The following is a 21,855-nucleotide window of genomic DNA, read 5'->3' as shown; positions in this document are numbered from 1 at the left end:
AACGGGCGTGCAGCGATCGGGATGAGACAGAGCGTCATCCATGGTCAGGCGCTCGGTCGAAGCCCCCGGAACCAAACAGTTCCACTCATTCCGAGGGGTGACGGAACATCACGTTCCGTATGTTGCCGTCCTCATCAGCCGATCGTCACCGGCTTCGACACGGTCACCTGGTCGATGTCGGTCGTGCGGATGGTCACCTTCATGGTCCAGGTGCCCCGCAGCGGGAGGTTGAGCGCGTCCGCTGCCCAGTAGCCGCCCCGGTCGGTCAGGCGCGCGTCCAGGGGGCCGAGGCTGCGCTCCTTGAACGTGAAGGTCAGGCGCAGTTCGGGAACGGTGGCGATGCCGCCGTCCGGCCCGTAGATCACCGCCTGGACGGCGTTCTCTCCCACCCGGCCCGGCGTCAGTTCGATCTGCACCTTGCCGTGCCCGCCGGGCGTGCCCACGTCGAAGGGGAGCACCGTGGTGGAGCCGAGGGGCTGTTCGGCCGCGGCCGTGGACGCCGCCGTCTCCGTCGCCGCCCGGCCCGGCTGCGTACCGGTCAGCAGCGTCGTGAGCACCAGCACCACGATCCCGACCGTGATCTCCGCCAGCACCGAGCGGCGCAGGGCACGCCGGTGCGGCCCGGCGTCCGGTTGCCGGTCCCCATCCGCGTCCACTCCCACCGCGTCCCCCGCGTCCTCGTGACGCGCCGCGGCCGGTGCCCGTCCCGTCCCGGCCGTCACCGCCTCCCGCACCCGCTCGGGCACCGGCACCTCGGCCGCGGGCACCGCGAGCCGCGCCGTCCAGCGGCGCGAGTACACCGCCGCCGTCAGCAGGAGCAGCACCGCGACCAGCTTCGCGGTCAGCAGCCTGCCGTAATCCGTGGAGGTCAGCGCGTCGAGGGAGCCGAGGCCGCGCCAGGACTGGTAGACGCCGGTGGCGACCAGCACGGCGACCGCGGTGAAGGCCAGCCGCGAGAACCGGGCCACCGCGCGGGCCGGAAGCTCCTCGGGCGCCCGGTACAGCGCCGTGAGCAGGGCCGCGAGACCGCCCAGCCACACCGCCATCGCCAGCAGATGGAGCACCGCCGACGTCATGGCCAACGGCACCTGGATCCCGGCGGCGGCGTGCTCGGACACCGCCCAGGTGACGGCCAGGGCGACCGACAGCACGCTCACGATCGCGAACCGGAGCCGGCCGCGCGGCGCCGTCCCGGCCCGCCCGGCGACCACCGCCAGCGCCAGCAGCACCAGCCGCGCGAGCAGCGCGAGGCCCGGCCGGCTCGTCACCGTGTCCCGCAGCACCGAGGGGTCGAAGGCCGCCGCCGGGCTGCTGCCCCGCTCGTAGGGGCCCCTGAGCAGCAGCAGTGCGCACGTGGCGGCCAGCAGCGTCCACCAGCCGCCCACCAGGAGGCCGCGGGCCCCGCTCACGCCGGTCGCCATCGCGAACGCGGTGATGCCGAGCAGCAGGGCCAGCCCGCCGTAGGCGACGTACCGGGCGAGGTCGTAGAGCGTGGTGGAGGCGGCGTCCTGAGCCGTGTCGCCCGGCACGACCGCGGTCGTCACGGAGGGCTTGCCGACGGAGAACGTGAGGGCGCCGGACGCCGGGTGACTGTCGGCCGACACCACCCGCCAGGCCACGATGTAGGTGCCGTCGGCGAGGTGCGGGAGCGTGACCCGTGCGGTGTCGGCCCGGCCGTCGGCGTGTTCCTGCCTGCCCGTGTGCACCCGGCGGTTGCCCGGGTCGAGGACGCGAATGGAGTTGTCCAGCAGGCCGACCGACTCGGTGAAGGTGAGGGTGACCGCCTTCGGTGCCGTCTTCAGCACGCTGCCGTCCGCCGGATCGGTGCCCTTCAGCGCGGCGTGCGCGGACGCGGAGACGGTTCCCGCGAGGAGCATCAGGGGGACGACGGCCAGCAGGAAGGCCAGGTGCCGAAGCCGCCTCGGGCGCCCGACCGCCCCAGCAGTCCTCCCGCTCACGTGTCCTGCGCCCACGTCATGTCTCCCGTATCCGCCGTTCCCGGGTCCCGTTACGTACGCACACGGCCCGCCCCGTGCTCAGCAGCGGGGCGACACGACGCATGCGTACGCGGATCAGGCCATCATGACGGCCGGCCGTGTCACCACGTGGGCCGGGCCGACACCCCGCCGTCCACCACCAGATCGTGGCCGGTGATCCAGGACGCGAGCGGGCAGGCCAGGAACACGCAGGCGTCACCGACGTCCTCCGGGCGCCCCAACCGGCCCGCCGGTACGGCCCGTTGCCACCGCCGCACGCCCTCCGGCCAGGCCTCGGCCAGGCCGATGGGGGTCCCCCCTGCTCCAGCCGAGCCGAGAGCTCGCGGGAAGTCGATCAGCCCGGGCGAGACGGTGTTGACACGGATGCCGTGCGGTCCGTACTCCAGGGCCGCCGACCGGGCGTGCATGACGACGGCGGCCTTGGAGGCGCAGTAGTGGGCGTGCTGGGGCGCCGGGTGGGTCGCCTCGATCGAGGCGATGTGGGTGACGCTGCCGCCACCGGTCTCCCGCATGACCTCCGCCGCCGCCTGGGTGCACACGAACACACTCGAGAGGTTCGCGTCGACCACGGCCCGCCACTCGGCTGCCGTCATCCCGGCCAGTTCCCGTGTCGGCTGCACACCCGCGTTGTTGACCAGCGCGGTGAGCCGGCCCTCGCCCCACTCGGCCGCCTCCCGCACCAGGCGCCGGGCCGCGTCCTCGTCGGTCAGATCGGCCCGCAGCACGACCGCCCGGCCACCCATGCCGCGGATCCGCGCGGCCACCTCCCGCGCCGCCTCCACCGAGGTGCGGCAGTGGAGTGCGACCGCCGCGCCCTCCTCGGCGAACCGCAGCGCGATACCGCGTCCGATGCCGCCGCCTGCCCCGGTCACCAGGGCCACCTGCCCCGCCAGCAGCCCGCTCACGGCCGGCACAGCCCCGCGATCCGGTCCGCCTCGGCGGGGTGACGGGCACTCAGCGCGGCCGCGTCGCCGTGCTCGTAGCCCTCCTCGGTGAACCCAGGGGCCATCGTGCACCCGAAGAGCGTCCACGCCCCGCCCTCGGCGACCCGCCCGCCCATCCAGGTGCCGGCGGGCACGGTGAGCTGGACGTGCTGGCCGCCGAGGACGTCCGGGCCGAGGACGGCCGTGCGGGCGCCGCCGTCCGGGGCGAGGAGCAGCAGTTCCAGCGGGTCGCCGAGGTAGAAGTGCCAGACCTCGTCGGCCGGGAGGCGGTGCAGCGCCGAGTAGTCGTCCGGTGCGGCGGTCAGCAGGGCGACGATCGCGGTGCCTTCCGGTCGTCCGTCGGGCCGCTCCGGTCCCGCCCAGGTCCGCCGGAAACGCCCGCCCTCACGCGGGATCGGTTCCAGGCCGTAGTGCGCGATGAGGTCGTCAGGGGTCACGGCACGCAGACTAGGCCCTGCCGGGGGCCTCGTCGCCGAGGGCCGCCTCGCGGTCGAGGAATGCCAGCCGGGCGCGTTTCTCCGGCAGGTACACGTCCGGGAGGTCGACCTCGGGCAGTACGACGGCGGGGCCGGGGACGAAGCCCTGGCGCAGGAAGCGGGCGACGGCCTTCGTGTTGCGCTCGTCGGGGTCGACGACGATCCGCCGCCGGCCGAGGCCGGTGAGGACGTACGCGATGACGGCGGTCAGCAGCCCCGACGTCCAGCCCGGCCGGGGACCGCGGGGTCCGGCCGGCGCGAGGAGGAGGTGGACTCCGATGTCGCCGGGCTCGACGGTGTAGCACTCGGCGACCCGGTCGGCCGACGGCTCGTAGGTCTGAAGGAGCGCGGCCGGTTCCCCGTCCTTGAGAACGAGGAAGGCATGGTGGGTGCCGAGCGTGTCCAGATGGGCGTAGATCTCGCCCACCCGCTGCCTCGGCAGCCCGTTCATGCCCCAGAACGAGGCGCGTTCCCCGCTCACCCAGGCATGGACCACGTCCAGGTCGGCCCAGGCGTCCAGGCGCAGGATCCGCACGATGCCGAAGCCGTCGACGAGCTGTTCGTGGACGGCCTCGCGGGCGGGGAGACGGGGCTCAGCGGCCATCGGTGCTCTCCTTCGTCAGCAGCTTCCAGTCGGTGACGACCGGGACGAGGTCCCCCTTGAGCCACAAGGGGAGTTGGTCGCGGTGGTGGGGCGAGCCCGGCACGCCCGAGGCGCCGAAGGGGACCACCCAGAGGCTGTCGTCGCGGCGGGCCAGATCCCAGACGTAACGGGCCGCCGGGCCGCGCGCGCTCAGATCGGTCAGCCCGGGGACGGTGGAGGTGCACAGGACACAGTCGTGGTCGCCGGACAGGCCCGGTTCCCGGTACGGCGGTTCCCCGTCCCCCGGTTCCCCGTCCCCGGGTTCGTCGTACGGTGTCCCCGCCGGCGCCCGCCACGGGGCCAGCCGGTGGGTGTCCCCCCAGGTGCCCCGCGGCGGGTTCGCGGCGACCTCCTCGACGGCCTCCCGCACCAGCGCGGCACGGTCGACGCCGTACAGCCGCTCGGCCCTCAGCAGATGTTCGAGGGCGTGGGCGATCCGGGGCAGCAGCGCGAGCCAGGGGTGGAAGACCTCCGGGTGGGCGGCCGGGGCGGCCAGTGCGGCGAAGGCGGGGTGCGCCGCCAGCCGTCGTACGACCGCGCCGCGCACCGCCGCGTACACCGCCGCGTCCGTGCTGCCGCCGTCCATGTGCCGGTCCCAGCGCAGCAGACGGCCGCGCAGCTCGCTCGCCGCGGGGGTGAGGCCGTCGAGAGCGGCGAGGCGGTCCAGCAGGGGCGCGGCGGAGGCGAGATGGGTGTCCATATGGATGGCCGGCATGTCCCCGGCGGACCAGACGGCCTTACGGGTCAGCAGTGCACGGATGCGGTCCGCCCGGTGCGCGGGAGCGAACTCGACGCCGAGCGCGGAGCCCGGTCCGCGCTGGTTCGCCATCACGGCGATGCCGTCGTCGACGGTTCCGCGCGGCATCGGGTGCCATCCCCGCCACTCGTGGCCGGGCTCCCAGGCGGGGACGAGCCGTATGCGGTTGACCTCGGCCCGCAGGGGCACGGCACCGGCGACGCGATGCAGCACACCACCGTCGGCATCCGCCGCCAGGACGACGTTGACGGGTTCGGCCCACCGGTCGAGCGCCCGGTCCACATCGGCGACGCTCCGCGCCCGCAGCAGGGGCAGCAGGGCATCGAAGCCCAGCTCCCCGGTGACGCGGGCCGGGTGGCGGAGGGCGACGGCGAGCGGGGTGTCCTGTCCTGTGCGGGTGGTCGTGTCCGGGTTCCGACCCGTGGGGGCGTCGGTGCGGGTGTCGGTGCCGGTGTCCTGCGGGCCGCCGCTGATCACCGGGCCCCTCGGCGTCTCGATCACCTCCACCTCGACCGGATCGGCCCCGGCCACCTCGACCCGCTCCACGTGACGGGCCGCGGCGCGCCACCGTCCGTCCGGGTCCAGGGCCTCCACGCCTCCGTCCGCCGTGCGGCGCAGCCGCTCCCGGTAGAGGTCCTGGTAGTCGGCCATCGCATTGGTGATCGCCCAGGCGACCGGGCCCGTGTGGCCGAAGTGGGCGATGCCGGGGACACCGGGGACGGCGAGGCCGACGACGTCGAACTCCGGGCAGGCCAGACGGATCTGCTGGTAGACGCCCGGGGCCTCGATGAAGCGGTGGGGGTCGCCCGCGATGACGGCCCGTCCGGTCGTGGTCCGCTCGCCGCCGGTCAGCCATCCGTTGCTGCCGGAGGTGCCGGGGCCGTCGGTGGCGAAGAGGGCGACGGCCTCCTCGCCGAGGTGCCGTACGGCCTCCTCCCGCCACAGCTTGGCGGGGAACCCGGCGAAGAGGAGGTGGGTGGCGAGCCAGATGCCGAGCGGATGCCAGGGCTCCCAGGGGCCGGGGACGAGTCCCGTGATCGCGAACTCGGGTGTGCGGCGGGCGCCTTCGCCCAGCCCCTCGTTCACGCCGTCGGTGTAGGCGCGCACCCAGTCGGCGCTCTCCGGGTCCCGTCTCTCCAGGGTGGCGAAGCAGCGTCTGGCCGTGTCGTCGAGGCGGGCCCGTCGCGCCAGGAGGTCCCAGGCCAGTGCGGTACGGCCGAGGAAGGACGCCGAGGTGCCTTGGGCGCGGTGCCGCTCGACCTCCAGCTGCCAGGCGCGGTCCAGCGCGGTGACCCGGCCCTGGGCTCGGGCGAGCGCGTGCGCATCGCCGGCGCGCAGGTGCGGGATGCCCCAGGCGTCGCGGTAGGTCTCGACGGTCACCCGCGTCCCCCTCGAATTTAGGTAAGCCTTGCCTAATTATCCAGGGGATCGTACGCGAAGGGTGCGGACACCGTACGGCGGGGCGATCATCGGGACATGGATGCAACGCTTCACCTCGCCCAGGACCCCGAGGCCGACGCGCTCCTCGGGCGCAGTCCGCTCGCCGCACTGACCGGGATGCTGCTGGACCAGCAGATCCCGATGGAGTGGGCGTTCAAAGGGCCGTGGACCATCGCACAGCGGCTCGGTGCGGACGACCTCGACGCGCACGAGATCGCGGCGTACGACCCGGAGGCCTTCGCCGCGCTGCTGTCCGAGAAGCCCGCGGTGCACCGCTACCCGGGCTCGATGGCGGGGCGCATCCAGCAGCTGTGCCGCTACCTCGTCGAGCACTACGACGGGGACGCCGAGACCCTCTGGAAGGACGCCGACAGCGGGCGGGAGCTGCTGAGGCGGCTCCAGGAGCTGCCCGGATTCGGCAAGCAGAAGGCGCAGATCTTCCTCGCACTGCTCGGCAAGCAGCTGGGCGTGCTGCCCCCGGGCTGGCGCGAGGCCGCGGGGCCGTACGGCGAGGCGGACTCCCACCGTTCCGTCGCCGACATCACCGGCCCCGACTCGCTGGCGAAGGTCCGCGCGCACAAGCAGGAGATGAAGGCGGCGGCGAAGGCGGCCAAGGCGGCCAAGACCGCGGGCACGTAACCGCCGGCCGGCGCGCACGCGACCGCCGGCACCCGGCACGCAACCGCCGGCCGTCGCGCACACGGTCGCCCGGCCGCAACGCACGCAGTCGCCGCCCACCGCAACCCCCGTACTCACGGCCGGTACGCAGTCGCCGGTCCGTGCGCGCCGGTCAGTCGATCGGACCGCCCCGGTGGCGGGTCGTCCGTGACCGGTCCAAGCATGGACCATGACCGACGCACCGAGCGGTTCCCCGTGGGGATCCGAGTACGACGACCGCCACGTCCACGCCTCGCGCGATCCGCACGCGCCGAGGCCCTCCGACGGCCTGGAGCCACCCGTCGAGGGCCTTCTGCACCTGCTCTCCCGCACCGCTTGGCAGGCCGTCCTGGTCACCGGGGTCGCGTCCCTGATCCTCGGGATCCTGGTGCTGGTCTGGCCGGGCCCGTCCCTGCTCGCCGCGGGGGTCCTGTTCGGGATCTACCTCATCGCCAGCGGCATGCTCCAGGTGGCGTCCGCCTTCGGCACCCACCGGGCCACCTCGCTGCGGGTCCTCGGGTTCCTCAGCGGCGCCCTGTCGATCGTGCTGGGACTGTTCTGCTTCCGGGGCCCCCTGGAGTCGATCCTGCTGCTCGCGCTGTGGATCGGGATCGGCTGGCTGTTCCGCGGAATCGCCCAGACCGTGGCGGCCGCACACGACCCCTCGGTGCCCGCGCGCGGCTGGCAGATCTTCCTCGGCATCGTCACCTTCGTCGCCGGGATCGTGCTGATCGTCTCGCCGTTCAAGTCGATCGCCGTTCTGGTGCTGGTCGCCGGCTGGTGGCTGGTCGTGGTCGGTGTCGTCGAGCTGATCACGGCGTTCCGGATCCGCGGCCGCGCCGAGCGGATCCCGCGCACCGTGTGACCCACGTCAACCGCACACCGCGCACATCACTCGAGCGGGCGATTCTCGCGGCCGATGCGATGAACGGCGCCGTGTCGACGGGCAGATGACCCCTGTGAGCACCACCCCGCACCCCCCTCGCACCGCTCGTCGGTGTGTCTGGCTGCGGGTGCTCCTGGTGCTCCTCGCGCTGCTCGCGGTCGGTGCGCACGCCGAGGCCGTGACGGCCGAAAACGACGAGGTGTCCGCGGTTCAGGTCTGCGACGCGGATCACGAGGAGCTCGTCGCGACGCTGCGGCCGGCCAGCGCCCAGGGCCCCCGTGCCCCGGCGCCGCTGCGGCCGGTGCCACGGGGGACCGGCGGACCGTCCCAACCGCCGGGCCCGGCCCCGTCGCCCGCAAGCGCACCCCTGTTCCCCGCCCTGTCCGCCCTGCGCACCGTCGTCCTGCGCTGCTGACCGGTCCCGCCTCCGGACCATCACCCGCCGCCGCCAAGGCCGGCAACCTCAGCAACGCGAGGACGACGTCATGCCCAGAGATCCGTACGCGGCCCTCATCGCCCTGCTGCGGGCCGAGGCCCTCCGCAGCACGAAACAGCGACCGAAATCCGAACCCGAAGCCGAACCCGGGGAGGAACCCCCGCCCGCCCGCACCCGGGAGGGTGACCCCGAGTAGCGCACGGCGGCCGCCCCACCGGGCGGCCGCCCCTCTCCGCGCCACCGCGCGGTGCTCCGGGGCCGACCCCGCGATGCGTGACCGAAGGCTGTTCCAGGGCCTCCGAAGAGGCCCTGGAGCACTCCACTGGGGCTCGGACGCGATGGTCCCGTGCACCGGCCGGCGGTCGCTCCTCGCGAGCCCTGCTTCCGTTTTGCACCTGTTTACTGCGTCATTTCCCGCGTCGCACTCCGTCGCCATGGCTGCGCCCGGAACGTCTGGCCCGGTAGGCTTTCCGTGTGATCTTCAAGCGCATCGGAAACGGCCGGCCGTACCCCGACCACGGCCGGGAAAGCACCCGGCAGTGGGCGGACGTCGCGCCGCGCCCGGTCCGCCTCGATCAGCTCGTGACGACCAAGCAGCAGCTCGATCTGGAGACTCTCCTCGCCGAGGACTCGACCTTCTACGGCGACCTCTTCGCGCACGTCGTGAAGTGGCAGGGCGACCTCTACCTGGAGGACGGCCTCCACCGCGCGGTGCGCGCGGCGCTGCAACAGCGGCAGGTGCTGCACGCGAGAGTGCTCGAACTCGGCTGATGTCCGCAGCCCGCCCGCCTGGTGCGGAGGGCTCCGGCTCACGCGGCGCGCCCCTCCCGTGACCCGTTCGGGTTGGACCGGGATGTCCAATGATCATCTAGTAGGCATTGCCGCCCGGGAGCACTACGCTGCGCCCATGAGCATGCTGACTCCCCCAGGCATGGGCGGCCAGTACCGAATCACGGGGGACAAGTATCCGAGGATGCGCCGGCCCCGACGCCGCGGCAGGCTCGTGTTCGCCGTCGTCGCGTCGGTCGCCGCCGTCGGCCTGATCGGCTGGGGGACGTTGCAGCTCATCGATGTCTTCACCGGCGGCGGCAGGACGTTGGCGGCCGGCTCGAAGACGGGCTGCGCCATCAAGCAGAGCGCGTCACCCACGACGGCCGCCAGCGCCCTGCCCGAGCCGGGCCAGATCACCGTCAACGTTTTCAACGCCACGGCGCGCACCGGCCTCGCGAAGGAGACCGCGGACGAGCTGAAGAAGCGCGGCTTCCGCATCGGCACGGTGGGCAACGCAAGCCAGGACTACGACAAGAAGGTCAAGGGCACCGGGGTGCTGCTCGGCCCCAAGGCCGCCCTGGACACCGCGCTGCCGGTGCTCGGCACACAGCTCGCGGACGCCGAGCGCCGTACCGACGCCCGCACGGGTACGGCCGTCGACCTCATTCTGGGCGACGGCTTCAAGTCCCTGACGGCCAAGCCGGACGCGGACAAGGCCCTGGCGTCACTGACCGCCCCGTCGCCGTCCCCGGGCAAGAACGCCAAGAAGAGCTGCTGAGCGGCCGGCCGCGGCGGCCGGGGACCGAGCACCGCGGCGGGACGTACACCGCACCGGATATGCCCGTCACCACGCGAACGGAAGTCACCGGGCGCGGCCGCCATCGGCGACCCCCGCCCGGCGTGCGCCGTCTACTCCGCTGCCCCGTACAGCCGGTCGCCCGCGTCTCCGAGGCCCGGCACGATGTAGCCGTGCTCGTTGAGATGGTCGTCGACGGCGGCCGTGACCACCGTGACCGGTGTGCCCGCCAGTTCGCGCTCCATCACCTCGACGCCCTCCGGGGCGGCGAGCAGCACCACGGCCGTCACATCGCGCGCCCCGCGCCTGATCAGCTCCTGGATCGCCGCGACGAGCGTGCCGCCGGTCGCGAGCATCGGGTCCAGGACGTACACCTGGCGCCCCGACAGGTCCTCCGGCATGCGCGTCGCATACGTGGAGGCCTGGAGCGTCTCCTCGTTGCGGATCATGCCCAGGAAGCCCACCTCGGCGGTCGGCAGCAGCCGGACCATGCCGTCGAGCATGCCGAGGCCGGCCCGCAGGATCGGCACGACCAGCGGGCGGGGACGGGAGAGCTTGACGCCGGTGGTGGCGGCGACCGGGGTCTCGACGTCGATCTGCTCGGTGCGCACATCCCGCGTGGCCTCGTAGGCGAGCAGGGTGACGAGCTCGTCGGCGAGCCGACGGAAGGTCGCGGAGTCGGTGCGGCGGTCGCGCAACGTGGTGAGCTTGTGGGCGACCAGGGGGTGGTCGACGACGTGGAGACGCATGTCCCTAACAGTAACCGGGCTTTCCGCGACCGCCGCCCGGCCGTACCGCCGCACCGCCGCCACCCGGCCGGCGGCTCGTCGGCGGACCGCTCGCACCCTGGCATCGAACCCCCCATCAGGGGGAAAGTGGGAGGGACGGAACGGGGGTGGTGTGCCTATGCCCGACGGGGAATCCCAGGAGGAGCCCGAAACGCAGGACACGGACGCCGAGCGCAGGCGGCGCCGGTCCCGGTTCCTGCGCGAACTCGCGGAGGCCCGGGAGCTGCGTGACCGCGTCCAGCCCCGCCGTGCCAAGGCCGCGCGCCTGCGTCACGTCATGCGCATGCGCACCTTCCGCTGGTAGCGACGCGGCCGCCTCGGGGGTGGCCGTGCGGCCACAACGGCCCCGGCCGCGTACGATCCGCTGGTGGCGGCAATGAGTGCGCTGGTGAGTGGACCGCTTCGACCGGGGTGTTCGATCGGAGCATCCTCGATCGAAACGGCCAGACACAGGGAGCCGAAGACGTCCCCTGAACGCCTTGTTTCTGCCACGATTCCGAGTGGGTGGGGCTCGGAGAAAACGCTCCCCGCCCAGAACCTCCGCCGGGGGGACCCCCAACCGGCACGCCTATGACCAGTGGGAGAGTCACGGTGTACTTCGCCGCACTGCTCGCGCGCACCGAAGACGGGTGGGAAGCGAGCGACACAGAGCTCGACGATGTGGAGACCCTGTCGGATCTGACCGACCTGGCCCGCGACGCCTCGGTCGACGAGGACACGGTGCTCGTACTCATCGAGCAGGAGGACGCGTGGTTCGGCGTCGTCCGCGTGGACGGCGAGGAGGACCCTCGTATCTACGTTTCGGACGCCTCGGCCGCCGCCCGCAGCTCGTACGGCGAGATCCTGCTCACCGACGAACTGCTCGGAAGGGAGCCCGGCGACGACGGCGCCGACCTGGACTCCCTCGACCTCGACGGCACGGAGGACGGTGAGCCCGAGGACGACGATGACGCGACGGGTTCGGACACCGCCGTGCCGCACGGACCCGTGGGCGACAGCGAGATCCTCGACGACCTCGGCGTCGGCGAGAAGGAGCTGCGCGCCCTGGACGCCGACGACGCGCTCAGCTCGATCGCCGAGGCCCTGGGCGCCTCGGAGGTCCTGGAGACCGTCCGCTAGGAGCTCCGGGTGACCGAGGACGGGACGCCGGCCCCCGATCCGGTGCGCGACCGGTGGCGGGCCGCGATGCGTCTCGCCCTGGACGAGGCCGGCAAGGCCGTCGAGGGCGGTGACGTGCCCGTCGGCGCCGTTGTGCTGTCGGCGGACGGCTCGGTGCTGGCCACCGGTCACAACGAACGCGAGGCGACGGGCGATCCGACGGCCCACGCGGAGATCCTCGCGCTCCGCCGGGCCGCGAGCGCGCTCGGCGAGTGGCGGCTGTCCGGCTGCACGCTCGTCGTCACGCTGGAGCCCTGCACGATGTGCGCGGGCGCGGTGCAGCAGTCCCGGGTGGACCGGCTGGTCTACGGCGCGCGCGACGACAAGGCCGGCGCGGCCGGGTCGCTGTGGGACCTGGTGCGCGACCGGCGCCTCAACCATCGCCCCGAGGTCGTCGGCGGCGTGCTCTCCGACCGGTGCGCCCGGCTCCTCACGGATTTCTTCCGGGCCCGCTGAGGACCCCGGCCCGGGCGAACGCCGAATATGGATTTCGGACCACGGCCCACCTTGGGGTAGGGTCTCCCTCGGTAGCGTGTCCGAGCGGCCGAAGGAGCTCGCCTCGAAAGCGAGTGTGGCGCAAGTCACCGAGGGTTCAAATCCCTCCGCTACCGCTCGAGAAGGGTCCCGTCGACAGACGGGGCCCTTCGTGCGTCCGGGAAAGGGTCGGGTGAGGACCTGGTGCATTCGTGATCTTTTGCGGGATGCGAACACCCGGCCGAGATACACTCACCGCCGGCGAACGGGCCTGCGAGGCGCAGCAGACGGGGGAGGCCGCGGTGGCGGTGCAGGGAAAGAAGGTCGCGCTGTACGCGCTCGTGGTCTTCGTGCTCTACGTGATCATCACCGACCCCGCCAAGGCCGCGGGCTACGTCCAGATAGGGTTCGAGGGCATCTCCAGTGCCGCCAAGGCCATCGGCCACTTCATGACATGGATCGCCGACGGAGCCAAGTGACGTTCCCCCGGGCCGGGCGGCCACCGTCACACCCCTGGGAGCGCCCGTGATCCGCCACCTGGTCCTCTTCAAGCTCAACGAGGGTGTCCGGCGCGACGACCCGCGCGTGGTGGACGGGGTGCGCGCCTTCGAGGCCCTCGGCGACCAGATCGACGAGCTGCGCTTCTGGGAGTGCGCCTGGAACATCACCGATCGGCCCATCGCCTACGACTTCGCGATCAACTCGGCGGTCGATGACACGGACGCGCTGCGGCGCTACCTCGAGCACCCGGCGCACCAGGCGGGTGTCGCGCTGTGGCGCGAGTTCGCCACTTGGGTGATCGCCGACTACGAAATCTGAGCGACAGCGGGCACGGATTCCGCGCGACACCCCTCACGGAGCTCTCCACCGGAACGGTGGGGGGCTCTCCTGTGTCTTGTGCCCCAACTCTCCCTCAACACGGTGTTATGCGGTGCTTGCACAGTGTGTCCATTTCTTGTGATGCTATGACCGCTTTTGACGGCGAGTTGACAGAGGCGTTAGTGGACGAAGAGGTGGCGTTGACCGTGTCGGCCAGTACTGCGCCACCCCAGGACGAGGAGGCTCCGCGCCCGAGTCCCGGCCGGCACCGGACAGCCACCACGGCTCCCGCACGACCCCAGGAGTCCGCCACCACCTCCCCGGAGCCCCGGGAACCCGACAGCACCCCCACACCGGCCTCCTCCGCCCCCAACGCCTCCACCGCCCCTTCGGCCCCCCGGCCGCCCGACACCGCCCCCTCACCCTCCAGCGACCCCCAGCCCCCCGACGGCACCTCCTCCCCGCCTCTGGATCCCGCCTCGGCGACCACGGCCCCGAAGCGCCGCGGCGCCGACACCCGGGCCCTCACCCAGGTGCTCTTCGCGGAGCTGAAGGACCTCGAGCCGGGCACGCCGGAGCACCACCGCGTGCGCGGGGCGCTGATCGAGGCGAACCTCCCGCTGGTGCGCTACGCCGCCGCCCGTTTCCGCTCCCGCAACGAGCCCATGGAGGACGTCGTCCAGGTCGGCACCATCGGTCTGATCAACGCCATCGACCGCTTCGACCCCGACCGGGGCGTTCAGTTCCCGACCTTCGCGATGCCGACCGTCGTCGGCGAGATCAAGCGCTACTTCCGCGACAACGTCCGCACGGTCCACGTCCCGCGCCGGCTGCACGAGCTGTGGGTGCAGGTGAACAGCGCCACCGAGGACCTGACGACGACGCACGGGCGCTCCCCGACCACCGCCGAGATCGCCGAGCGGCTGCGCATCAGCGAGGAGGAGGTGGTGGCCTGTATCGAGGCGGGCCGCTCGTACCACGCCACCTCGCTGGAGGCCGCCCAGGAGGGCGACGGGCTGCCGGGGCTCCTGGACCGGCTCGGCTACGAGGATCCGGCCCTCGACGGGGTCGAGCACCGGGACCTCGTACGGCATCTGCTCGTCCAGCTGCCGGAGCGCGAACAGCGGATCCTGCTGCTGCGCTACTACAGCAATCTCACCCAGTCGCAGATCAGCGCCGAACTGGGGGTCTCCCAGATGCATGTGTCAAGGCTCCTCGCCAGGAGCTTCGCGCGACTGAGATCCGCAAACAAGATCGATGCCTAACTCGCGCGAGCGAATCATTCCCAAGGGATCTTCCCGACAGTTCTGCGCTGAAAGCCACTCAGAACCCTTCCAACCAGGGCGCATTCAGCCCGTACATGTCGACATGTCGCTACAGCGTGTTGCCGACATGTGACATTCTTCCGGGAGCGCGTTTGCCGCAGCCTCGTGGCCGGTATTCAGTCGGAGGCTGCGTTCCTCACGACGGGAGCGTCCGCCGCGACCGTCCCGCGACCCAAAGGGGGTGGCATGTCCGCAGATCAGGGCAGCTCGAAGGTGCTCACGCTCATGCAGAGCGACCCCGCGCCCGACGTGCTCCAGGACCTTCAGGCCCCTCAGGACCTCCCGGGTGCCGAGATCCTTCCGGCTCCCGAGGCTCCGGACCTTCCGTCCTCGGAGGCCATCGACACCCGCACCCTGTCCCGCTCCCTCTTCCTGCGGCTCGCCACCCTCGACGAGCACAGCCCGGAGCGCGCCTACGTCCGGGACACGCTCATCGAGCTGAACCTCCCGCTCGTGCGCTACGCGGCAGCCCGCTTCCGCAGCCGCAACGAGCCGATGGAGGACATCGTCCAGGTCGGCACGATCGGTCTGATCAAGGCGATCGACCGGTTCGACTGCGAACGGGGCGTGGAGTTCCCGACGTTCGCGATGCCGACGGTGGTCGGTGAGATCAAGCGGTTCTTCCGGGACACGTCGTGGTCGGTGCGGGTGCCGCGCCGGCTCCAGGAGCTGCGCCTGGCTCTCACCAAGGCCAGCGACGAGCTGTCGCAGAAGCTGGACCGCTCGCCGACGGTCACCGAACTGGCCTCCGTGCTCGGGGTGTCGGAGGAGGACGTCGTCGACGGCCTCGCCGTCGGCAACGCGTACACGGCCTCTTCACTGGACTCGCCCGCGCCCGAGGACGACGGCGGCGAGGGCTCGCTCGCGGACCGCCTCGGCTACGAGGACTCGGCGCTGGAGGGCGTGGAGTACCGCGAGTCCCTCAAGCCGCTGCTGGCCAAACTGCCGCCCCGTGAGCGGCAGATCATCATGCTGCGCTTCTTCGCGAACATGACGCAGTCACAGATCGGCGAGGAGGTCGGCATCTCCCAGATGCATGTCTCCCGGCTGCTCACCCGCACGCTGGCGCAGCTGCGGGAGGGCCTGATCTCGGACTAGTCCCGTCGGCCGCGGCCTGGTTGACGGCACGTCAGCCCGGCTCGCCGGCCGCTTCGGCCTGTTCGAGAGAGCGCCCGGGGGCCGTCTCCGTCCGGAGTCCGGCTCCCGGCCGGTTACTTCAGCGCGAGCCAGGCGACCGCGGCGACGATCACCACGGCGGCGATGACACCGACGATCAGGCCGATGCGCGGCCCTGCCGAAGCGGGGGCCGACTGCCTGCCCTGCGGCGCCTCGTCGACGAACGCGCGGAACATCTGCGTGTTGCCGGCGGGATCGTGGTTGCCCTGGGGGCCCTGGGTGTTAGCCATGGCCCGAGACCCTAGCGAATCCGCGGTGGCCGCCCAAGTGGGGGGCTCCGTCCTCATGCCCGGTTCGGGCGGAACGGCCTGATCCGCGCCCGGTGGGCGGGTCCGCCTCCCCGGCTCTCACCTCGTGATTTACATTCGCCAATACTTGCCTTTGCCAACTTTTTGCGCATCGGGCCCATGATTCATTTGCCTGCAGCAACCAATATCCTTACGGTTGCTCCAGGCAACGAATTATCGGGAGGTGTGATGGCCGGGCGAGCGCAGTACGAAGAGCTGGCGCGTCAGCTCAGCGCCATCGGTGCCGTGAAGAGGGACCTGGCGCGGATCCTGCCGCCCGAGTGCCCGGGCGGCTCCGCCGCCGTACTGACCCTGGTCGGACGTCATGGCGACATGCGCATGAGCAAGCTCGCGGAACTGCTGGCCGTCGACATGTCGGTCACCAGCCGCCATGTCGCGCACGTCGCGGAGCGCGGCTGGATCGAGCGCTCCCCCGACCCGGTGGACAAACGCTCCCGCATCCTGCGCCTGACCGACGCCGGCAGGGCCCAGCTCGACGAACTGTCCCGGCGCATCACCGAACTGCTGGCCGAGCGACTCGGCGACTGGCCGGACGACGACATCGGCCGGCTCATCCAGCTGATGGCACGGCTGCGGGAGAGCTTCGGCGACTGCCGCTCCGCACCTCGGCTCGCGCACTCCGCCCCCACGTCGGAACCCTCGGCGCAACCCGTTGCCGACCGGACCACCCGTACACCCGCATAGACGTAAGAAAAGGAAGCCCATGGCAACGACCACACCAGCCGGTGTGCGGGCTCACGCCAAGCACGGGGGAGGCTCCCCGGACGGCGCTCCGATGACGCACCGGCAGATCATGGAGGCCCTGTCCGGGCTCCTGCTCGGCATGTTCGTGGCGATCCTGTCGTCCACGATCGTCTCCAACGCTCTGCCGCACATCATCGGCGACCTCGGCGGCGGCCAGTCCGCCTACACCTGGGTCGTGACCGCGTCGCTGCTGTCCATGACCGCGACCACCCCGCTGTGGGGCAAGCTCGCGGACCTGTACAGCAAGAAGGCACTCGTCCAGATAGCCCTGGTCATCTATGTCCTGGGCTCGATGGCCGCGGGTCTGGCACAGAACCCCGGCATGCTCATCGCCTGCCGTGTAGTCCAGGGCATCGGCGTCGGCGGTCTGTCCGCCCTGGCGCAGATCGTCATGGCGGCGATGATCTCCCCGCGCGAGCGCGGCCGTTACTCGGGATACCTCGGCGCCACCTTCGCCGTGGCCACCGTCGGCGGCCCGCTGATCGGCGGCGTCATCACCGACACCTCCTGGCTCGGCTGGCGCTGGTGCTTCTACGTCGGCGTGCCCTTCGCGGTGCTCGCACTGATCGTGCTCCAGAAGACCCTGCACCTGCCCGTGGTGAAGCGGGACGTCAAGGTCGACTGGGCAGGCGCGCTCTTCATCTCCGCCGCCGTCTCCCTGCTGCTGATCTGGGTCACCTTCGCCGGAGACAAGTACGACTGGCTGTCGTGGCAGACGTACACCATGGTCGCGGGCGCCGTCGTCCTCGGCTTGGTCTTCGTGCTCGTCGAGACCAAGGCCGCCGAGCCGATCATCCCGCTGCGCCTGTTCCGCAACCGCACCATCACCCTGTCGTCCCTCGCCTCGCTCTTCGTGGGTGTCGCGATGTTCACCGGCACGGTGTTCTTCGCCCAGTACTTCCAGCTGGCCCGCGACAAGTCCCCGACGATGTCCGGTGTGCTGACCATCCCGATGATCGGCGGCCTGTTCGTCTCCTCCACGGTCTCCGGCCAGGTCATCACCAAGACCGGCAAGTGGAAGGCATGGCTGGTCAGCGGCGGCGTGCTCGTCACGGCCGGTCTGGGCCTGCTCGGCACCCTGCGCTACGACACGGCCTACTGGAAGGCCGCCGTCTTCATGGCGCTGATGGGTCTCGGCATCGGCATGATGATGCAGAACCTGGTGCTGTCCACGCAGAACCAGGTGGCGCCGACCGACCTCGGTTCGGCCAGCTCCACGGTGACCTTCTTCCGGTCCCTCGGCGGTGCGATCGGCGTCTCCGCGCTCGGCGCCTTCATGACCCACCGGATCACCCACTACTTCATGGACGGCCTCGCCGACCTCAGCCCGAAGTACCGCAGGCTCGCGGCCCACTCGGGTTCCGACGGCGCGATCCCGGACCTGGCGAAGATGCCCCGCCCGCTGCGGACCCTCATGGAGAGCTCGTACGGCCACGCCATCGGCGACGTCTTCCTGGTGGCCGCGTGCCTGGCGTTCCTCGCCTTCGTGATCACGCTGTTCATCAAGGAGGTCCCGCTGAAGACCCGCGGTGGCCTGGCGCAGGCCGCGGCGGCCGTGGCCAAGGAGGCGGCCACCGCGACCGCCGCCGCGGCGCCCGCCCCGGCCGAGGAGAAGGTTCCCAGCTGGGCCGTGGCGAGCACCGAGGCCGCTCCCGATGGCACGGCCGCACAGAAGCTCGCGACCATCGCCACCCTCGCCGCACCCGGCGAGTCCCCGGCGTCCGGCGGCATCCCGGTGCGCGGCTTCGTCCGCGGCGCCGAGAGCGCCCCGGTCCCGCACGCAGCCGTCACGCTGATCTCCCTCGGGGGACGCCAGCTGGGCCGGTCGGTCGCCGCGGCGGACGGCTCCTACGGCGTGGACGCGCCGGGCACGGGCTCGTACGTCCTGATCGCCTCCGCCGACGGCCACCAGCCGCAGGCGTCCACGATCGTGGTGAACGAGGAGCCGGTGGCGTACGACATCCTGCTCAGCGGCACCAGCGGCCTGAGCGGTGTCGTCCGGGCCGCCGAGACCGCACTGCCGGTCAAGGACGCGATGGTGATCGTCACGGACGTCCGCGGTGATCTGCTGGCCACCGCCACCACCGGCGAGCAGGGCGACTTCTCCTTCGCCGAGCTGGTGCCGGGTTCCGTCACCGTCGCGGTGAACGCCGCCGGCTTCCGGCCGCGGGCCCTGCCCGTCGAGGTGGGCGGCACCGGGGTCACCCGGATCGAGGTCGACCTCGACTCCGGGGCCCAGGTCCAGGGCGTCGTACGGGCCCCGCACGGCCCGCTCGCGGACGCCCGAGTGACCCTGGTGGACGCGGCCGGGAACGTGGTCGGCACGGCCACGACCGGCGCGGACGGGGCGTACGCCTTCACCGACCTGAACGGCGGCGAGTACACCGTCATCGCGACGGGCTACCCGCCGGTGGCCACGGCCGTGACGGTGAGCGGCCGCGGCGTCGACGACCACGACATCGAACTCGCCCACCCGGGCGAGTAGGCCGGACCCCGGCCCGTGGGGGCGCGCCCTGAGCGGAGGTGCGCCCCCACGGGCCGGATTTTTTGAGCCTTCTACGGGGATTTTCAAGGATTTAGAGGGAGACCACACGATGGCACTGACCGCACGGATCCGTACGCGGGACGGCTGGGCCGTGTCGCACGCGGTCGTCACCGTGACCGACATGACCGGCACGCAGGTGCTGCGCGCCGAAGCCGACACGGAGGGGGCCGTCCGGGACACGACCGAACTGGCACCCGGCGCGTACACGGTGATCGTGACCGCGGTCGGGTACGCGCCCGCCGCCTCCAGCGCGATCGTCACCGCGAGCGGCCGGGCCGAGATCGGGGCCGTGACGCTGGCCCGGCAGGGCGGCGCCGAGCTGCCGCCGCCCGGACCGTGGACCATCGACCCGGCGCACTCCTCGGTGGGTGCGGTCGCCCAGCACCTGGGCATCTCCAGCGTGCACGGCCGGTTCACCGAGTTCTCCGGGCGCATCGAGATCGCCCCGGACGAGCTGCGGAAGTCCCGCGTCGAGGCGGTCATCAGCGCCGCGTCCATCGACACGGGCAACGGCATGCGCGACGACCACCTGCGCTCGGCCGACTTCCTGGACGTCGGGACGTACCCGCTGATCACCTACCGTTCCACCGGCCTGACCGCCGCCGGCTCCGACCGCTGGACGGTCCACGGAGAGCTGCACATGCGCGGCGTCGTCCGCCCGGTAGACCTGAACCTCGCCTACCTCGGCACCGGAGCCGACCCATGGGGCGGCACCCGCGCGGCCTTCCGCGCCACGGCCGAACTGCGCCGCGAGGACTTCGCGATGAACTACAACCAGGTCCTCCAGGCCGGCATCGCCGCGATCGGCACGACGCTGCGGGTGGAGCTGGACATCCAGGCGGTGCAGGGCGGGTCACTCCCGCAGGCGTAGACACGGCGGGGTCGGCCTCCCGGGCCGCGTGAACGCCTAGGCTGCCGTCCCATGGCACCCAACATCGCGACGAACACGGCCGTATCGCTGGAGGAGCTGCTGGACTTCGTCCGCCCCCGGCACCGCGCGATCCTGCTGACGCGGCGGGCCGACGGAGGCCCCCAGGGTTCCCCGCTGACCTGCGGGGTCGACGGCTCGGGACGGATCGTGGTCTCCACCTACCCGGAGCGGGCCAAGACGCGCAACGCCAAGAGGGACGAGCGGGTCGGTGTGATCGTGCTCAGCGACGACTGGAACGGCCCGTGGGTCCAGATCGACGGCACCGCCGAGGTCATCGACGCGCCGGACTCCGTCGAGCCGCTCGTCGAGTACTACCGCACCGTCGCGGGGGAGCACCCGGACTGGGACGAGTACCGGGAGGCCATGGTCAGGCAGGGCAAGTCGATCATCCGGATCACCCCGGTGAGGTGGGGCCCGGTGGCGACCGGCGGCTTCCCCGCCCGCCTCGCGCCCTCACAGGACTGACAGTGATGATTGCTGTGGCTCCGGCCGGGGGTCTGACTCCAGGACTGACTGGCGCTTCGGCTGTCCTTGGGTGGATTCGTCGGCCGTCCGGGCGGAGCCACAGCGCGCGTGGCCGGTCGGGCATCTGTGACTTCATAGGAGCCCGGCCAAAGGTCCCATCACTGTCTTGTCCGTCTGCCCGACCGGCGCGTGCCCTCCTGCACGCGTCGTACGGAAGGACACCAGGCTCCAGCATGGCAGCCAACGAGATAGCGGTCATCGGCGGCATCGACACACACACCGACGTCCACCAGGCCGCGGTGATCGACACGGTCGGCCGGCACCTGGCCACCGAGGCGTTCTCCACCACCCCGGACGGCTACCAGCACTTGCTGGACTGGCTGCGCTCGCACGGCGAACTACTGGCGGTGGGCCTGGAGGGCACCGGCGCCTACGGAGCCGAGGTCGCCCGCTTCCTGACCGCCAACGGCGTCGCTGTCATCGAGGTCGACCGCCCCGACCGCAAGGCCCGACGGGACAACGGCAAGTCCGACCCGGTTGACGCCTATGCTGCTGCCACCGCCGTGTTGTCCGGCCGAGCCTCGGGCACGCCGAAGACCCGCAACGGGATCGTGGAGGCCATCCGCACCCTGCGAGTGGCCCGCAGCTCGGCGGTCAAGGCCCGCACCCAGACCATCAACCAGATCCGCAATCTCATCGTGACGGCGCCCGCGGCGGTCCGCGAGAAGCTGCGAGGTCTGGCCACCAGCGAGCTGATCGACACGCTGGCCCGTTCCCGTCCCATCGGCGACCTCGCCGATCCGCAGCACGCGGCCAGGGTCACGCTGCGGCGCCTGGCCCGCCGCTACCAGCGGCTTTGCGAGGAGATCGCCGAAGCCGACGCAGACCTGGGCCCGCTGGTCACCCAGGCCGCACCACGGCTGGTTGCCCTGCCCGGCGTCGGCCCCGAGACCGCGGGCCAGCTGCTGACCACCGCGGGCGACAACCCCGACCGCCTGCGCTCGGAGGCATCCTTCGCGCACCTGTGCGCCGCCGCCCCGATCCCGGCGTCATCGGGCCGCACCAACCGGCACAGGCTCAATCGGGGAGGCGACCGGCAGGCCAACCGGGCCCTGCACACCATCGTGCTGGTCCGCATGCGCTACGACCAGCGGACCCGCGACTACGTCGCCAGACGCACCGCCGAAGGCATGACGAAGAAGGACATCGTCCGCTGCCTGAAACGGTTCGTCGCCCGTGAGGTCTACCGCCACCTGCCCCGCCCTCAAATCACCGCTGAACAGCTCACACAAGCCGCTTGACGATCTATAGGAGCTTCC

25 protein-coding genes and 1 tRNA gene are annotated in these 21,855 nt (G+C 71.9%); 19 read left to right on the top strand and 7 right to left on the bottom strand.

Annotation, left to right across the window (positions count from 1 at the left end):
• Window positions 1–134 precede the first annotated feature (134 nt).
• The 5 genes from LZ604_RS30350 to LZ604_RS30330 form a co-directional block, all read right to left on the bottom strand.
• Entirely contained in the window at window positions 135–1,973 is a 1,839-nt protein-coding gene (locus LZ604_RS30350) for a copper resistance CopC/CopD family protein (protein ID WP_372482234.1), read from the bottom strand.
• Window positions 1,974–2,098: 125 nt separating this feature from the next.
• Window positions 2,099–2,911, bottom strand: a complete 813-nt coding sequence (locus LZ604_RS30345) for an SDR family NAD(P)-dependent oxidoreductase (protein ID WP_234519050.1) — start codon at window positions 2,909–2,911, stop codon at window positions 2,099–2,101.
• Window positions 2,899–3,378, bottom strand: coding sequence for a cupin domain-containing protein (locus LZ604_RS30340; RefSeq protein WP_234519049.1), 480 nt, complete (start codon window positions 3,376–3,378; stop codon window positions 2,899–2,901). Before LZ604_RS30340 ends, LZ604_RS30345 begins: the two co-directional genes overlap by 13 nt.
• Before the next feature lie 10 nt (window positions 3,379–3,388).
• Window positions 3,389–4,021: a GNAT family N-acetyltransferase gene (locus LZ604_RS30335; RefSeq protein WP_234519048.1), complete on the bottom strand. Its 633-nt coding sequence runs from the start codon at window positions 4,019–4,021 to the stop codon at window positions 3,389–3,391.
• Window positions 4,011–6,197 carry a penicillin acylase family protein gene (locus tag LZ604_RS30330; protein ID WP_234519047.1) on the bottom strand — a complete coding sequence of 729 codons (2,187 nt, stop codon included), beginning with the start codon at window positions 6,195–6,197 and terminating at the stop codon, window positions 4,011–4,013. Before LZ604_RS30330 ends, LZ604_RS30335 begins: the two co-directional genes overlap by 11 nt.
• 96 nt (window positions 6,198–6,293) lie before the next feature.
• On the opposite strand from LZ604_RS30330, the gene LZ604_RS30325 reads away from it, so the two are divergent.
• The 6 genes from LZ604_RS30325 to LZ604_RS30300 all read left to right on the top strand — a co-directional run bounded on the left by LZ604_RS30325 (window position 6,294) and on the right by LZ604_RS30300 (window position 9,785).
• Window positions 6,294–6,896: an HhH-GPD-type base excision DNA repair protein gene (locus LZ604_RS30325; protein ID WP_234519046.1), complete on the top strand. Its 603-nt coding sequence runs from the start codon at window positions 6,294–6,296 to the stop codon at window positions 6,894–6,896.
• Between the two features lie 208 nt (window positions 6,897–7,104).
• Window positions 7,105–7,779 carry an HdeD family acid-resistance protein gene (locus tag LZ604_RS30320; RefSeq protein WP_234519044.1) on the top strand — a complete coding sequence of 225 codons (675 nt, stop codon included), beginning with the start codon at window positions 7,105–7,107 and terminating at the stop codon, window positions 7,777–7,779.
• A gap of 94 nt (window positions 7,780–7,873) precedes the next feature.
• Entirely contained in the window at window positions 7,874–8,215 is a 342-nt protein-coding gene (locus LZ604_RS30315) for a hypothetical protein (protein ID WP_234519042.1), read from the top strand.
• Window positions 8,216–8,285: 70 nt separating this feature from the next.
• On the top strand, window positions 8,286–8,432 hold the full coding sequence (locus LZ604_RS30310) for a hypothetical protein (protein ID WP_234519040.1): 147 nt from the start codon (window positions 8,286–8,288) through the stop codon (window positions 8,430–8,432).
• Window positions 8,433–8,710: 278 nt separating this feature from the next.
• Window positions 8,711–9,007, top strand: coding sequence for a type II toxin-antitoxin system VapB family antitoxin (locus LZ604_RS30305; RefSeq protein WP_003986294.1), 297 nt, complete (start codon window positions 8,711–8,713; stop codon window positions 9,005–9,007).
• 136 nt (window positions 9,008–9,143) lie between these two features.
• Entirely contained in the window at window positions 9,144–9,785 is a 642-nt protein-coding gene (locus LZ604_RS30300; RefSeq protein ID WP_234519037.1) for a LytR C-terminal domain-containing protein, read from the top strand.
• A 131-nt stretch (window positions 9,786–9,916) separates the two neighbouring features.
• Here LZ604_RS30300 and upp read toward each other — a convergent pair whose 3' ends face one another.
• Entirely contained in the window at window positions 9,917–10,552 is a 636-nt protein-coding gene (gene upp, locus LZ604_RS30295) for a uracil phosphoribosyltransferase (protein WP_234519035.1), read from the bottom strand.
• 157 nt (window positions 10,553–10,709) lie between these two features.
• Here upp and LZ604_RS30290 point away from each other — a divergent pair, with 157 nt between their 5' ends.
• The 8 genes from LZ604_RS30290 (at window position 10,710) to LZ604_RS30255 (ending at window position 15,465) form a co-directional block, all read left to right on the top strand.
• A complete protein-coding gene (locus LZ604_RS30290) occupies window positions 10,710–10,895 on the top strand; it encodes a hypothetical protein (protein ID WP_234519033.1) in 186 nt (61 codons plus the stop codon).
• Window positions 10,896–11,182: 287 nt separating this feature from the next.
• Entirely contained in the window at window positions 11,183–11,710 is a 528-nt protein-coding gene (locus LZ604_RS30285) for a tRNA adenosine deaminase-associated protein (protein WP_234519134.1), read from the top strand.
• Window positions 11,711–11,776: 66 nt separating this feature from the next.
• Complete coding sequence (tadA, locus tag LZ604_RS30280) at window positions 11,777–12,205, top strand: tRNA adenosine(34) deaminase TadA (protein WP_234519132.1); 429 nt, start codon at window positions 11,777–11,779, stop codon at window positions 12,203–12,205.
• A 70-nt stretch (window positions 12,206–12,275) separates the two neighbouring features.
• Window positions 12,276–12,360: transfer RNA gene (locus LZ604_RS30275), tRNA-Ser, on the top strand.
• A 165-nt stretch (window positions 12,361–12,525) separates the two neighbouring features.
• Entirely contained in the window at window positions 12,526–12,702 is a 177-nt protein-coding gene (locus LZ604_RS30270) for a hypothetical protein (protein WP_234519031.1), read from the top strand.
• A 46-nt stretch (window positions 12,703–12,748) separates the two neighbouring features.
• Window positions 12,749–13,042, top strand: a complete 294-nt coding sequence (locus LZ604_RS30265) for a Dabb family protein (RefSeq protein ID WP_234519029.1) — start codon at window positions 12,749–12,751, stop codon at window positions 13,040–13,042.
• 146 nt (window positions 13,043–13,188) lie between these two features.
• On the top strand, window positions 13,189–14,307 hold the full coding sequence (locus LZ604_RS30260; protein WP_234519027.1) for a SigB/SigF/SigG family RNA polymerase sigma factor: 1,119 nt from the start codon (window positions 13,189–13,191) through the stop codon (window positions 14,305–14,307).
• A gap of 246 nt (window positions 14,308–14,553) precedes the next feature.
• On the top strand, window positions 14,554–15,465 hold the full coding sequence (locus tag LZ604_RS30255) for an RNA polymerase sigma factor SigF (RefSeq protein ID WP_234519025.1): 912 nt from the start codon (window positions 14,554–14,556) through the stop codon (window positions 15,463–15,465).
• A gap of 113 nt (window positions 15,466–15,578) precedes the next feature.
• Here the strand turns inward: LZ604_RS30255 and LZ604_RS30250 are convergent, their stop codons facing one another.
• Window positions 15,579–15,773 carry a hypothetical protein gene (locus LZ604_RS30250; protein WP_234519023.1) on the bottom strand — a complete coding sequence of 65 codons (195 nt, stop codon included), beginning with the start codon at window positions 15,771–15,773 and terminating at the stop codon, window positions 15,579–15,581.
• Window positions 15,774–16,019: 246 nt separating this feature from the next.
• On the opposite strand from LZ604_RS30250, the gene LZ604_RS30245 reads away from it, so the two are divergent.
• From LZ604_RS30245 to LZ604_RS30225, 5 genes are all read left to right on the top strand, one after another.
• Window positions 16,020–16,535: a MarR family winged helix-turn-helix transcriptional regulator gene (locus LZ604_RS30245; protein ID WP_234519022.1), complete on the top strand. Its 516-nt coding sequence runs from the start codon at window positions 16,020–16,022 to the stop codon at window positions 16,533–16,535.
• Between the two features lie 91 nt (window positions 16,536–16,626).
• Entirely contained in the window at window positions 16,627–19,080 is a 2,454-nt protein-coding gene (locus tag LZ604_RS30240; protein WP_486388715.1) for an MFS transporter, read from the top strand.
• Window positions 19,081–19,189: 109 nt separating this feature from the next.
• A complete protein-coding gene (locus tag LZ604_RS30235; protein WP_234519020.1) occupies window positions 19,190–20,011 on the top strand; it encodes a YceI family protein in 822 nt (273 codons plus the stop codon).
• Between the two features lie 51 nt (window positions 20,012–20,062).
• Window positions 20,063–20,536 carry a PPOX class F420-dependent oxidoreductase gene (locus LZ604_RS30230; protein ID WP_234519019.1) on the top strand — a complete coding sequence of 158 codons (474 nt, stop codon included), beginning with the start codon at window positions 20,063–20,065 and terminating at the stop codon, window positions 20,534–20,536.
• A gap of 233 nt (window positions 20,537–20,769) precedes the next feature.
• On the top strand, window positions 20,770–21,837 hold the full coding sequence (locus LZ604_RS30225) for an IS110 family RNA-guided transposase (RefSeq protein WP_234519018.1): 1,068 nt from the start codon (window positions 20,770–20,772) through the stop codon (window positions 21,835–21,837).
• The last annotated feature ends 18 nt before the right edge of the window (window positions 21,838–21,855 follow it).

Origin of the sequence: Streptomyces glomeratus, from assembly GCF_021462825.1 — a bacterium.
Taxonomy (GTDB): domain Bacteria; phylum Actinomycetota; class Actinomycetes; order Streptomycetales; family Streptomycetaceae; genus Streptomyces; species Streptomyces glomeratus.
This window is presented reverse-complemented; position numbering and strand designations above follow the sequence as displayed.